12 protein-coding genes and 2 pseudogenes are annotated in these 13,476 nt (G+C 57.1%); 11 read left to right on the top strand and 3 right to left on the bottom strand.

Going from position 1 to position 13,476, the window contains the following annotated elements:
* Positions 1 to 196 precede the first annotated feature (196 nt).
* From JQ641_RS10990 to JQ641_RS10945, 11 genes and pseudogenes are all read left to right on the top strand, one after another.
* Complete coding sequence (locus tag JQ641_RS10990) at positions 197 to 2,017, top strand: PAS domain S-box protein (RefSeq protein ID WP_211995976.1); 1,821 nt, start codon at positions 197 to 199, stop codon at positions 2,015 to 2,017.
* Positions 2,014 to 2,394 carry a response regulator gene (locus JQ641_RS10985; protein WP_349628533.1) on the top strand — a complete coding sequence of 127 codons (381 nt, stop codon included), beginning with the start codon at positions 2,014 to 2,016 and terminating at the stop codon, positions 2,392 to 2,394. Before JQ641_RS10990 ends, JQ641_RS10985 begins: the two co-directional genes overlap by 4 nt.
* A 96-nt stretch (positions 2,395 to 2,490) precedes the next feature.
* Positions 2,491 to 3,984, top strand: coding sequence for a sensor histidine kinase (locus JQ641_RS10980; RefSeq protein ID WP_211995975.1), 1,494 nt, complete (start codon positions 2,491 to 2,493; stop codon positions 3,982 to 3,984).
* A gap of 5 nt (positions 3,985 to 3,989) precedes the next feature.
* Complete coding sequence (locus tag JQ641_RS10975; RefSeq protein WP_249150338.1) at positions 3,990 to 5,135, top strand: sugar ABC transporter substrate-binding protein; 1,146 nt, start codon at positions 3,990 to 3,992, stop codon at positions 5,133 to 5,135.
* Between the two features lie 261 nt (positions 5,136 to 5,396).
* Positions 5,397 to 5,770 (top strand): annotated as a pseudogene (locus JQ641_RS38665) (recombinase family protein); the annotation flags it as partial.
* Between the two features lie 6 nt (positions 5,771 to 5,776).
* Positions 5,777 to 6,043 (top strand): recombinase family protein, encoded by a 267-nt coding sequence (locus JQ641_RS38660; RefSeq protein ID WP_349628540.1) that lies wholly within the window; start codon positions 5,777 to 5,779, stop codon positions 6,041 to 6,043.
* A 702-nt stretch (positions 6,044 to 6,745) separates the two neighbouring features.
* Positions 6,746 to 7,093: a hypothetical protein gene (locus JQ641_RS10965; protein WP_211995974.1), complete on the top strand. Its 348-nt coding sequence runs from the start codon at positions 6,746 to 6,748 to the stop codon at positions 7,091 to 7,093.
* Positions 7,090 to 8,298, top strand: coding sequence for a terminase large subunit domain-containing protein (locus tag JQ641_RS10960; RefSeq protein WP_211995973.1), 1,209 nt, complete (start codon positions 7,090 to 7,092; stop codon positions 8,296 to 8,298). Before JQ641_RS10965 ends, JQ641_RS10960 begins: the two co-directional genes overlap by 4 nt.
* Before the next feature lie 95 nt (positions 8,299 to 8,393).
* On the top strand, positions 8,394 to 8,591 hold the full coding sequence (locus tag JQ641_RS10955; protein WP_211995972.1) for a hypothetical protein: 198 nt from the start codon (positions 8,394 to 8,396) through the stop codon (positions 8,589 to 8,591).
* Positions 8,591 to 8,926, top strand: coding sequence for a hypothetical protein (locus JQ641_RS10950; RefSeq protein WP_211995971.1), 336 nt, complete (start codon positions 8,591 to 8,593; stop codon positions 8,924 to 8,926). The genes JQ641_RS10955 and JQ641_RS10950 overlap by 1 nt, the downstream gene beginning before the upstream one ends.
* 95 nt (positions 8,927 to 9,021) lie before the next feature.
* Positions 9,022 to 9,684, top strand: coding sequence for a hypothetical protein (locus JQ641_RS10945; protein WP_211995970.1), 663 nt, complete (start codon positions 9,022 to 9,024; stop codon positions 9,682 to 9,684).
* Between the two features lie 661 nt (positions 9,685 to 10,345).
* Here the strand turns inward: JQ641_RS10945 and JQ641_RS10940 are convergent.
* The 3 genes and pseudogenes from JQ641_RS10940 to JQ641_RS10930 all read right to left on the bottom strand — a co-directional run bounded on the left by JQ641_RS10940 (position 10,346) and on the right by JQ641_RS10930 (position 12,259).
* Positions 10,346 to 10,540 carry a hypothetical protein gene (locus JQ641_RS10940; RefSeq protein WP_211995969.1) on the bottom strand — a complete coding sequence of 65 codons (195 nt, stop codon included), beginning with the start codon at positions 10,538 to 10,540 and terminating at the stop codon, positions 10,346 to 10,348.
* Positions 10,541 to 11,193: 653 nt separating this feature from the next.
* Positions 11,194 to 11,376: pseudogene (locus JQ641_RS38835) on the bottom strand (hypothetical protein); the annotation flags it as partial.
* Between the two features lie 493 nt (positions 11,377 to 11,869).
* On the bottom strand, positions 11,870 to 12,259 hold the full coding sequence (locus JQ641_RS10930; RefSeq protein WP_211995968.1) for a hypothetical protein: 390 nt from the start codon (positions 12,257 to 12,259) through the stop codon (positions 11,870 to 11,872).
* Between the last annotated feature and the right edge of the window lie 1,217 nt (positions 12,260 to 13,476).

Below are 13,476 nucleotides of genomic sequence, written 5' to 3'. Positions count from 1 at the left end.
AGCGAGGATAGAAGGAGCGGCGGCTTGCCTCCTAGTCCGCTTTGGTAGGGCATCGTCCCCAGTACCTTGAGAGAAGACCTTACCATCGCCACCCGAGCTGTTAGCATGGGAACTAGTTGGCTTGCCGCGGGTTTGGAATTGCCGCGCGAAACTCCGGATCCAGTTTATTTCCTGCAGGAACAAAGAGCACCCGTAGTTGAGCGCTTTCAAACAAGAAGCGGGGTCCACACAAGGTGTGGACGAACTGATCCGGCAGCTGCAGGCGCGTGAGGCGGAGCTCGCGCTGATTCATCGTATCGCGGGCGTTGGTGGAGTGGAGGTCGACTTTCGGGCCGGGTTTCGAAATCGCAGGTCGCCCGAATATCTGATGATCCACGGTTTGCCTCCAACAGCGGTCAACGAGTCTCATGATGATTGGGTTGCGCGAATCCATCCGGATGATCGAGTTAGGATAGAGCGTCAATTTCTCGATGCTGTGGACGGCACAACCCGCGACTACTCCGCTGAATACCGCATCATTCGGCCCAGCGACGGACAGACGCGCTGGGTCCGCGTCGCTTCAAGAATCGAACGTGATTCCGACAATCGGCCCATCCGCTTGATCGGCGCACATTTCGACGTAACGGATTCGAAGCTGGCAGAACAGGCTCTCCGGGAAAGCGAGGAACGGTTTCGGATTGTTGCCAACAACGCGCCAATTCCGATGTGGTTGACCAAGCTCGATGGCGAGCGTTTGTTCGCAAATCAAGCGTATCTGGATTTCTTCGAATTAAGTTACGAGGAAGCGCTAAAGCTTGATTGGCGTGGTCGCGTTCACCCGGAGGATGCCGATCGGATTTTGAAGGCCGAGCAACTTCGAAGCCTTGTCCCGGGGAGCACATCATCGAGCAATCTAACGCTTGAGATCAGAATTCTGCGAGTGAGGGATGATTGGCGGTGGATAAGGGCCGTATCTCAACTCAGGTTTAATGAGCGAGGAGAGCACGTCGGCTTTATTGGCGTAGCGCATGATATCACTGCGGCCAAACAAGCGGAGATCGAACTTCGGGCCTCCGAAGAGCGCTTCCGGCTGATGGCTGAGAACGCGCCCGTGATGATTTGGATCAGTGACCAAGATGGTAAGTGTGTCCATCTCAACCAGATGCTCCGCGCTTTCTGGGGTGTCGCGGAGGAGCACGTCGAAGAATTCAATTGGGGCGCTACCCTGCATCCAGAGGACGCTTCGAGCGTCGGCAAGCAAGTGGCCCAGTCCCTTAAGGACCATAGCGACTTCGCGATGAAAGCCCGCTATCTGGACGCCCAGGGACGCTACCGCGTGCTTGAGACGCGCGCTCATCCGCGTTTTTCTCGCGCCGGCGAATTCATCGGAATGATCGGAGCAAATGTCGACATAACCGAACGCGAGGAAGCCGAGAAGGCCCGCGAGTTGCTGGTGGATGAGCTCAATCACCGCGTAAAAAATACGCTCTCGATCGTTCAGGGCATCGCGCATCAGACCTTCAGAAACAATGCGGATCCTGTTGAAGCGCGCCGAGCATTTGAGGGGCGGTTGGGGGCACTCGGCCATGCTCACAATCTGCTCACGCATGCGAATTGGGAGAATGCGTCGCTCGAGGGGCTCGCCGAACTCACGCTTGACACCAAGGGCTCTAACGCGGGCATCATATCACTTAATGGCCCCCGGATTCTGCTCTCCCCTAAACAAGCCGTGTCAATTGCAATGGCTTTGCATGAGCTATGCACCAACGCGAGAAAATACGGAGCACTATCAAAGGAGGAGGGGCAGGTCAGATTAGACTGGTCGCAGACCGACGATGCCCAGCAGCAGCTCTGCATACATTGGCACGAGAGCGGTGGCCCCGCTGTCTCGCCCCCCACACGACGCGGCTTTGGATCTACCCTCCTCGAACGTACTCTCGCTCACGATCTCGAGGGTGAAGTGATGATCAATTTTAAGCCGGAAGGTCTCGTGTGCTGTATCAGTATCCCGCTCGTTCTCCTAGGAGAGGCAACGTGAGCGCTTTGTGGGGCAAACGCATTCTCGTCGTCGAAGACGAGGCCATCATCGCCATCATGGTGGAAGAGATGCTTATAGATCTGGGCGCCTCCGTTGTCGGTCCTGCACAATCGATCCCTATAGCTCGCAACCTCGTCGAAACAGAGTCAATTGATGCAGCCGTACTCGACGTCAACATCCGTTCTGATCGCATCGATCCAATCGCAGAGCTTTTGCGCGCCCGGCGCATTCCATTTGTGTTCGCCACCGGCTATGGCGCCAGCGCATCGAGTGCGAAGCAGGACGAGTTGATCCTCGAGAAGCCGTATACGTCGGATAGACTTTTAGGCGCTTTGACTATCGCGCTTGGCGGTAGGCATTCGGCTGTTGCCAAGTAGGCCGGAGAGATTGTTCGGTGCGTCTTCGAGAGCTGAAGGCGGCTTGTGTTGCCGCGGCAACGGATTAATGGGCTATCCAGCTTAGGTGCCAACTCAATGTTCATTTCGAAGCGTTTCATTGTTCCATTGTCTTTACTTTTGCTCATTGTTGGTTTCGTTACTTTGCTAGCTGTTGTCGGAATGACAGTCAGGCTTGGAGACCGTGCCAACCAACATTTCGATGATGTGATTAAAACACGCGATGTCAGGATATCGGCCGTCGAAATCCAAAACGCCGTGCAGTCCGCAGAATCGAGCCAGCGGGGATTGTTGCTCACGGGCAATGAGATCTATCTGTCACCATATGATGCCGCAAAGGCGTTAGCCATCAGACAACTCGAAAATATGAAACGCACACTTGGTGGTGATGCCCAATTCAAGCTTGTTCTGCAGCGATTAACGGCTTTGCTTTCAGAAAAATTTCAAGAAATGGACAGTACCATCGCTCTGAAGAGTGAGCGAAAAGAGCTCGAGGCCTTGGCTATCATAAATACCAATCGCGGAAAGGCGCTGATGGATGAAGTGAATCTATTTGTGTCTGGCATCGTTCGAACGATGGATAATCGGTTGACGGCCGGCGTAGCCGAGCAACGAGCGAACGCCGCCAATCTGCGGTGGGCATCCATAATCGCAGCCATACTGATCATTTTGGTCGTTGGTGTTGTGGCCGCAACGCTGCTGACTTACACCCGAGAGCTCAATCAAGCTCAAAGTAAAGTAACGGCCCTCAACGCCTCACTAGAGGCAAGGGTGCGTACGCGTACAGCGGCTCTTGCAAGCGCAAATGAGGAGATTCAGCGTTTCACTCATCTATTGTCGCATGACATGCGAGCGCCCCTGGTTAGTATCGTCGGGTTTACAGGCGAATTGGAGGCCAATGTCCAACAACTTCGGAACTATTTTGACAACTCCAATCCAGCACCAGCTGATCCGACCTCTCAGAAGGTTCGCATCGTTACAGACGAGGAAATGCCGGAGGCCATCGGATACATCCGTAAATCAGCGGAGAAAATGGACAAACTACTCAATGCCGTTCTCAAAATATCCCGAGAAGGCAGGCGAGAGCTTCGGGCGGAAGTTGTTGATCTAAACGAACTCATATCGTCTAGTTCGGCCGCAATCTATCATCAGTTGTCGGAGGCTAATGGCCAAATCGACATCAAGATGAGTATTCCCAGTATTGTGACGGATCGGCTCTCGCTTGAGCAAATTATAGGTAACCTATTGGACAATGCTGTAAAGTACCGAGATGTCGAACGCCCCTTACGGCTTCAAGTTCGAGGTCTCGTTTTGCCGAATGATCGGATTGCAATCGAAATTGCTGACAATGGCCGAGGTATCGCTCCGTGCGACATTAGCACGATCTTCGAGCTGTTCCGACGAGTCGGCAAGATCGATCAACCAGGGGAGGGGATTGGGCTCGCTTATGTGCGGACTTTAGTCGGGAATCTCGGAGGTGACATTACTGTTCAATCGGAGTTGAACACGGGAACGACCTTTCGCATGACTCTACCCAGAGAGCTTAACCTTCAATTGTCTTCTGCGGCGTAACGCGTATGAACATGAAAATCCAACGACTAAAGTTAACAACTCTCGCAGCGCTCGCGCTTTTGCTGTCTTTGAACCAGCGGCATGCGTCCGCAGAGGAAGAGCCCAGCGGCATCACTGTGCCTCGTGTCTTTCCGATGTTCGATAGCAATGCACCCACTTGCAATCCACCACCTTCGCTGAAGAAAATCCTCGCGTTTTCACAGGACAATGAGCGCGAGTTCATTCAGGGGATTGGAAGAGGGCTGGCGATGGCGGCAAAGGATCGTGGTTTGGCCTTTTCGATCTCGGTTGCCCAAAGTCAGGGAAAAAGGATGATCGAACAGGTCGAGAGTTTTCGATCGATGAGAGTTGGCGCGCTCGTGGTTGCGCCGGTCGATCCAGCGTCACTAGCGCCCGTTCTGCGCAAGACTATTTGGCAAGGAACTTATGTTGGTGCGGTCGTGCCGCCTCCTGCCACCTCACTGCTCAATGCCCCGCAATACCTGACGGGCAAGACCTTGGGCGACGCTGCTGCAAATTACATACGCGATAAACTGGGAGGCAAAGCGAATGTCGTGTTGTTGACGCACGATAGCCTTCAGTTCCTTTCGCCACGCTTCGTCGCAATGCGCGATTCACTGAGGGATATTCCTGGAGCCGCCATCGTTGCTGATATCTCGCCGACTACCGTGAATAAAGAAGGTGGTTTTGCGATGATGCAAACCATTCTGCTCGCTCATCCTGAAATTGACGTGGTACTCGGCGCGGATACGGTCGTCCTTGGTGCGCTAGACGCCGTAAGGGCAGCCGGCAAGGTCCGGCCAGCTCAATTTTTCGGCGGCATCGACGGCGAGACGGAGGCGGTCGCAGAGATAAAAAACGGCGGTCCCTACAAAGTAAGCGTCAGCTTGGCATCGTCTGTTTTTGGGTATGCGATGGGGCAGCATGCGGCGGATTGGCTTGACGGAAAGAGCATTCCGCAGGCAATGGATATTTTGCCAAGCGCACTAACAAATTCAAATATCGCGCGGTACGAAAGCGACCTGGAAAATCCCGGTGAAGTTTACAGAGATCCCGTCCGTCGCGACACCTATCTCAAGATGTATGGAAACATTTGTTATGATAGTCGAGATCAATATGTGAATTTTCCTTGGTCGTCTGAGCGAAAGTAATTGTGAATATCGAACGTGGGCGCAATTTGCTTCGGCACAAATGGCAAACGTCCGCTTTGCCTGTTTGGCGCTGACGCGCCAATGGCGGGTCACCGTCTCGAAAACGCAGGTGCTAAAACGGTCCTCCGCCGAGGAAAGCGACCTCAACTTCGCATCCGATCAGAAGCGTGGTGCTAACAAACGGAAGCTGACTGCCACGTGTGCCACGCAGTGCTCGAAAAACGGCCACAATTCGTTTTCGTTCCAGATCAGGGGCCAGTCATGAAAGCCGCCATCGCATACACCCGGGTGTCGACCGCACAGCAGGGCAATTCAGGCCTGGGTATGGAAGCGCAGCAGGCGGCACTGGCGCGGTTCGTTGAGGCTGAAGGCTATCGACTCATTGAGACCTTCCAAGAGGTCGAGACGGGCAAGGGCGCCGATGCGCTCGATCGCCGGCCGCAGCTGTCCGCAGCACTCAGGCCGCACGCAAGCACAGGGCGCCGATCATCGTAGCCAAGCTGGATCGCCTTAGCCGCGACGTCCACTTCATCAGCGGCCTGATGGCCCACAAGACGCCATTCATCGTGGCAGAGCTGGGCGCTGATGCGGATCCGTTCATGCTGCACCTATATGCCGCTCTCGCGGAGAAAGAGCGGGCGATGATCTCTCGCCGCACAAAGGACGCTCTGGCCGCCAAGAAGGCTCAGGGCGTGAAGCTGGGTGGGCTGAACGCCAAGGGCATACAGAACCGGGACGAAGCCAGGGAGCGCGCTGAGGCCCTGCGGCCTATCTTCACGGAGCTAGCCGGCAACTCGGCTCGAGCCATCGCCGCGGCGCTAAACGATCGCAAGGTGCCGACGCCATCGGGCAGGCCGTGGTATGCAGCGACCGTCATCCGCGTCCAACAGCGCCTCGGAATGGAATGAACAACCCCGCCGACGACGAGCAGCCCGATCTGGTCGACGAGTATTTCGTCCCTTCGTCAGGGCTCTTGGCAACCTGGTGATTACGTTCGCCTTGGCGGAAGCGAGGGTGCTCGAGATGGTTTCTGAGATGCTGGGGGATAGCGAACGAGAGGCCGTCGCCCTTCTCAAATCGCACGATGCCAAGGATCAGGTTTTGGCCCTCGCACAGTCGCGGGTCTGAGCGGTTTCGACCTTCAAGAATTGCTGACCGCGATTGAATCGTTTTGGAGCGACAAAGCAACGCGCAACCGGCTAATCCATGATGAGTGGTATCCAAGCCCGCTGGAGATCCCCCAGATAGGGACCAGAGGTTTGACCCGCTCGAGGGTGCCGCAAGAGGTTTTTGGGATCGTGGACGTCGGCGAAGTCTGGCAGCTTGCGGGACGCTTTCAGCATTATGGGGATCTGTTTTCGCACCACGCTTACGTGATCCGGCGCGAAAGAGGTCCTAAGCTGTAAATATTTTTGCCCGTCACTTAAACTGCGCTGAACGCACTTCACCGTTGATCATGATTTGGCTGCGCATCCGGCAACAGTCGCCACGTTGCACGCGCGCGGAAACGCATTCATCTGTGGTGAATGCACGACATTCGCAACGCGTTCACGACCACATCACAGCCAGCACCGCACAAGCGGGCTCCCGGCTCGATCACCAATCGTTCGATGGTGACGAACAAGCCATGGGCGCTACCGGGCGTCGATAATCGGCTGCCCCAGGCCAGGCGCTTCCGCGACCTGTGCAAGCAGTTTGCCGAGGAGGCCGGTGGCATCACCGCTCTCAGCGAGGCCGAGAGAGCGCAGGTTAGGCAAGCAGCCCTCCTGACATTGCGCTGTGAAGCGTTGCAGACCGCACAAGTGCTTGGAGAGCGGGTCGATGGTGACGAGGCCATCCGGCTTTCCAGCGAGATCAGGCGCATACTGGCGCCAATCATTGCCAAGGGTGCAGATCGAAAACCCGCGGCGCCGGATTTGCAGAGCTATATCGCGCAGCGCGAGGGTCGTGCTGCGTGAACATTATCGAGGCCCTGGACGATCAGAACTTGTTCGCACCCTGGTTTCCCGGGAAGACGTGGAACGCCTGGCGCGCCATCCTGAAGGCCGCGTTCGCCCTTCCAATGTCCCCCGAGGAGGTCGGGTTCTTTCGTTCAGTGGCCGATCGCGACCCGCCCGCGGAACGGGTGCAGGAGCTGTGGATCATCGCCGGCCGAAGAGGTGGCAAGGATTCCATCGCCAGCGTCATTGCAGCCCACGCAGCCGCGCTATTTCGGGAAAGCGGGCAACTGCGGCCGGGCGAGCGGGCCCTCGTTATGTGCCTCGCAAATGACCGGAGTCAGGGGCAAATCGTCCTGAATTATTGTCGATCGTACTTCACCGACATTCCCCTTCTGCAGGGGATGATCGAGCGAGAGACCGCCTACGGGTTCGAACTCGGCAACAAAATCGACATCGCGGTTGCAACCAACAGCTTCCGGGCTGTCCGAGGTCGACCGGTGCTCTGCGCCATCCTGGACGAGATCGCCTTCTGGCGCGACGACAGCAGCGCAACTCCGGACGTTGAAACCTACAAAGCCCTGAAGCCAGGAACGGCCACGATGCCGGGCTCGATGATTATTGGGATCAGCAGCCCATATCGCAAAGCCGGATTCGAAAGCGAAGTCTATGATGCATCGTTGGCCGCCAGCGACGCATTCCAGGCCCGGAAGCAAGAACTGGAATCGAGCGGGCGCTACACGGCGGCAGGCATCCGCGAGGAACTCAAGAAATTCAATGCCACGCTGGTGGCACCGGTGCTGGAGAAGGCGAAAACCGAACTTCAAGCCGCAAACGAGGCTCTAGCCGCGCGGCGATCCAGCATCAAGCCGGGGACCACCGAACCGAAGTTCTCCGAGATTCAGAGGGCAGAGGCACGTGCGGTGTTGCGGACGATGCCGCACAAAGAGATGGTCTCGCTTCTCGCCGGTACCGAGCCGGATCCGCTGTTCGTCGAAGCCGTGCTCGAGAGCAGGCAGCAGTTGCTCAAGATCAGCCCGGCACTTCGCGCCGAACTCGAGCGGGGCGCACTCCAGAAGCATCATGGACCTGAAATTGAGGAACTGACCGAAATTGAAAGCGCGCTGACGACGGCAGCCCGCGCGGCGCAGGTCGCTGCGGACGATATCGCCCTCGAGCTGCGGGAGGAACCGCCGCAACGGCCGCAATTGGTTCGAACGGCTTAAAGAACGCGCGCTCTCCGGCATCCAACGGACCGAGCGCGAGCCGGGCGACAGTGATCCCTGCTGTCGTCCGGCAACTCATACAACGGAGAAGCAGCATGTCCATTGAACTGAGCAAGGACGACCGCGCGATGATTCGCGCCGGCGCCGGCGACCTCGACACGGCCGGCGTGCAAGCGCTTGAAGCGGGCGTCGTTTCGCGACTAACAAAAATGATCGAGCGCGGCGAAATCTCGCGCGTCACGAGAAACAACATCCGAGCGGCGATCGCGTTGGAGACGGGCCGAGGTAAGTGATGGCCGGGAGTAAAAATCCATTCCTCGCAAAATCGCTCGCCGTCGCAAGAGCCGGCGCGAAACGCGTTAGTCCCTGGATTCTCAAACCGATTGACCGAACGCCGACGCCAAGGAACGCGTCGCTACAGGCGATGAAATCTGCGGATTATGTCGACGAGCAGAATATCTCGCTCTACGAGCGCTTAGACGAAATCACACCCAGCGCCCACGGCAAGATGACCGCGAGAAAGCGGGACGAGTTGCGCAAGAAACATGGATTGCCAACATCCGTTCGAGCTGCGCCTTCTTGCGAGTTGGTGAGGGTGACGATAATGCCGAAGAAATGCGCGCGCTGATCGTGGCAAGGGTCGATGAGATTTTTGACGCCATCCGCGGGCGCCTGATGCCCGATATCGAGATCGAGGCGGCGCAGGCGGGACGGAAGAATTGAATGTCAGGCCTCGCAGCCAAATCGAGGGTCGCTACCCCGCCCCAGAGCGAAGCCGTGATGCGTTTCCCAAGCCAGCGGGTACGCAAGGCCGTCACAAAGCCGGGCGTGCCAGCGGCGCCCTGGGGCCCATCGTGGACTAAAGAACACAAGTCGGAGCGCGAGCGCTGGGCAGTTAAGCAGTTGGCAGGGCTACTGGCGGAGATGGAGGTGCCCCCGATCGATGAGGCGGTCCGGCAGAGGCTGCAAAGGCTAATTTATTTGCACGGACCGGAGCACGTCACGCTGCTGATCCGCACAATCACCGAGTCCGAAGGAAATGAAGACGCGCTTATCGAGCCGATCATCAATGCCGTGTCTTGGGTGATGGTGCGCCGGCGGGATTGGACTGACAAAGGGCTAGCTTGGCTCGAGGCCCATGACGCCATCCCGCTGCTCGCCATTCTCGAGACAATGCGCGGCCTGGATCTGTTTCAGGAGACGTCGCTGGCGCACCACCTATCGCTGGTCCTCAGCAACAAACTCAGGAAGATCCTCGAGCCGCCGCCACCGCCGCCACCGCCGCCGAAGCCGAAGAGGAAGTACACAAGGCGGAAGCCAAAGGCCGATGGTATCGCCCATGGCCTTGAGCAACCTGATGTCAGCAACGTGATGGACGAGCGCTAGATCTGCAGGGGCAGGGGCAGCTCGGACTGTACCTTTTGGCCTAATCGGTCCAGACGCGTTCTCCGCACTGCTGACAGTCGAACAAATGAATGACAACTCCGCTTTCAGCTTCCATGATCGTTTTAAGAAGCATGAGCCTTCCTCCGCAGAAGCGGCAGTCATGGTTTGATCGGTCCTGAGCAGTGGCAATCTTCTCAGCTCGAAATAGCTCCATGACCCCCTCCCTCCAAAAAGGGTAGGGTCCCGAGCGTCAGTTTCGTGAGGCGCAAATGGGCAACAAGTCTTGCAAAGTCTAAAGACGAAGGTCGGTTGTCCACAGCAATCCAACGACGCGCCGCCGTGGGTTGGGTCTCCGCTGAATCCAGATTGCCCACGCATCCTGTGTTTTAAGCTGGGGTTTATGTTACATTTGGTACAGAGTATCGCCGCGAGCACGGGTAAAGGTCTTGAATGGACGCCCCCGCACCTTATCGAATTTATACCGTGGTGCCCGACGGCGGTGGCCTCGGAAAGTTAGTGGACGAGTGCGATACGTTTTCGGCGGCACTGGCAATCGCTACTGCGGCGCCCGAAAACACAAGGGGTATTGTCCATTTGAGCCACATCGTTTGGCCCCGCAGCATGCGTAGTGACATTTCCAGAGGCTGAACGGCTGGTTGGGTCAATCTTCTAAATCTGCAGCGGTAGCGCCAGCTGCACGCCGATCTTCCGGCCGAACTGGCCCAATAAAATCCTGCAGGCCATCGGAAAGCTCGCGTCCCTCCGATGCAACGCGTCGCTCGAGTTCGCGGGCGATGTCTTCGCTGGCGTCGCGCGACCAGCCCTCTGCCGGATTGAAGGCGACAACCCGCAGCATGCGCGGATAGCCAAGCGGCCCCAGCTCTCCCCATTGCTGGAGCCGTTTCTGGCTTCAGGCCACTGCACAAACCGGGAATGGCTCAAACCGCCTATTACTAAAGTGACAGGGGATTTTCGGGAACAAGTGGCAATAACCGGAATTGATGGGTCGTCCGAAAGGACGACATGTTGGTACAAACTTCCGGCCTCCGCGCTTCTTCCCCAAGCGCTGAGGCCGCTTTTTTGAAACTTCTCAACTCCCCAAGAGTCGATTCAACGCTCCGGTTTTCGCGCCACCCTAAAGCCACCAAGGAAATAGCGGCGCGAGAGGCTATCAGACGGGCCAAACAATCATCGCCATCAGATATGCTATCCCGCCGCAAACGATTAGCAGGCCAACAATCAAGAGTGTTCGATCGCTCATTTCCCCTTCGCCTTCAGCCCCAGCTCTTCTTGCCCCGGCTGCTTTGCTCGTTTTCTGTAACGCCGTTGCAATCGAGCATAAACAGCTTGGCGTGTTCGGTTCAGTTCAACAGCTATCTCGGCGGCTTCCTTTCCGGCATCGAGGAGCTCATCAAGCTTCTGCTCTTCTTCAGAGCTCCAACGCCGTATCGCTGGACTCGGAGCTGTCATTTTGTTCGCTTTGGGCTGGACTTTTGGGGGCGGTGGCGCTGCAGCCTCGCGCTCCAGCCGCTCGGCCTTGAGACGCTCTCGGTTTTTTGAGAACGCCTCTTGCGCGATCTCGTGATCGGTTATTGCCTTTTCGGCATCAACTTGGCGGAATGCCTTACGCGCTTCGCGCTCGGCTTTGCTGATCGGCTTCTGTGGTTCAACTTTGCCCGGTGTCTTCGTCATTTTCTTAGCCTTCCGCCAAGATTCTCGACCAGCAAGAGTGCTCCGCAACCACCGTTTGTACTCGGCCGGAGTGGCGCGCTCCTGGTACAGCATCGGCGCGTTTATCTTCTCGATGTGGATCCCGACGCGCCATCAGAGACTTTTGAGCAATTCCTTGTCTGCGTCTGTCCAAACGTTACTGGTGATTTTACGATCCCGCCTCGGTTGCCTTCCTGAGTATAGCGTTTTCCTATTCTGGCCCAAAGGGACGAACCTTCGTTGGATTAGCCCTTCATTGGCGAGTTGGTCTAATTTTGTCTTGATCGACGCGGGCGCCCACACCCCTTCTATTTCCCAGATCGAACGGGCGGATATGGCGTGTTCTTCGCCGACGGGCACCAGTTGGAGTAGCGCGGCTTGATCCATGGTGGCAGGTCTTATTTCTCGCCCTCAGCCCCCAGTCTGCTTGCGGCCGAACTGAATCCTTTCGCAACCCTCCCGGGGCAGCAAGCGATTAGACGCGCGAAAGCCGCCCACAGGGAACAGGCAAGCAGACCAGTCGCAACGTCAACTGCCGCCGATCCGCGCCCTCATGACGCTCAACAAAATCAGAGAGCGCGGAGGGGAGATCGCGCATCTGCAAATCGCAGCGTCGGCGCAACTCATGAGCGACATCTTCTGAAACGTCTTCGGACCAACGCTCGGCAGTGTTAAAGGCCACGACCCGGATCGGGTTGCTGTATTGGCCGGTGAGCAGGTCCTGGATGACCGTTTCAAAATCGGTCGTCTCATAGTCGGCCTCGACCCATGCGCGGCCAATTTTGCCGAAGTCATTGGCGACCAGATAGATGGTCTGATCCTGATCGTCGGGCACGATCGACGGCGTCCAATTGGACGTACGCATAAAGCAACTCCACGCAACCACATACGGCGGATTCAGTTTAATTGTTAGTGATTCGTTCCTCAAGACGGAACCAGCCCGGTGTCCGCGAAGTTGGATGATCCTCACAGGTCCCGTTCTAAGCGGCCGACTGAGGCCAGCAAGTTAGGGGAGGATAGACGATGGGCATGGCTTCATATGAGATCATTGGCGACGCGGGTGAGTGGAGGATTAGCCATGATGGCAAGGCCGAGAACGTTTATCAAACCAAGGAATCTGCGTTTGAGGCAGCTGTTGCCGCGGCATCGTTAGCGCTCCGTCAAGGGCACGACGTGCGGATCACTGCCCCTGGTCGAGACACTGCCACAGGCGCGGCAAACCCCGGATAGGCTCAAACGGGGGCGGCTGTACATGGCGGTAAGCAGGAATACGACGCACCCGACATCGCTGCAGCAGCGACTGCTTGAATCTGCCAGACAGGCATTCAAGGAGGCGCAGCGAATTGGACCGGGCCCCGCACGAGACAAACTTATCAAGCAGGCGAACAAGGCAAAGTCACTAGCAAAAGCGGCGGCCCGTCTAAACGAGTAATTGCCAGAGGTTCACGCGGTTGCAGCTCCGCCAGGTGTGCTTCCTTATGTGCTGGTCAACGCCTGCGTTGGTGATCGTAGCCCCACAAACACCGCGCCTGTCCACTGGTTGATTGCGTCGGCAGCTGGAGGCCGGCTTGCTGCATAGCGTGTTTCCAGGCCGTCCAGGCGCGCTGACGGCGATGTTCGATAAAGTCGGCCTCGGCGCATCGCGTGCGCACGCGGTGCCCCAAAAGATACGCCGCCGGGCTCGAAATCACTGTCCCGGCGGCGCCCTGTATCAGACTGGGCCCTCTAATCCCCAGCAAGTAATCACTAGCAATCGATGTGCCAAACAGGCGGCCCGTCAGCAAATGCGTGCATGGCTACATAGCAAACAGCAGCATTAAGAAGGTCCCAGCCGATAGGGCCAGCGTGGACACTCCCAGAACCTGAATCCAATCGATCCATGCCATTTTCAGCCCGAGACAACAAACCGCGCGGTGTCGTGACATTTCTCGCATTCGAACGTGCGGTTATCGAATCCCGGTTCGCCGGGCTCAATACAGACAAGCCTCATTGGCTTGCTGCATTTGGCGCAATTGAAAATGCCGATCTCGGAAACGCTGAATGCAGTCTCGGTTTGTGTTGAAGGCACGGGGTGCATCCCTG

It is taken from the genome of Bradyrhizobium sp. JYMT SZCCT0180 (assembly GCF_018130165.1).
Classification (GTDB): domain Bacteria; phylum Pseudomonadota; class Alphaproteobacteria; order Rhizobiales; family Xanthobacteraceae; genus Bradyrhizobium.
The sequence above is the reverse complement of the archived record's forward strand: the minus strand, read 5'-3'. Positions and strand labels throughout refer to the sequence as shown.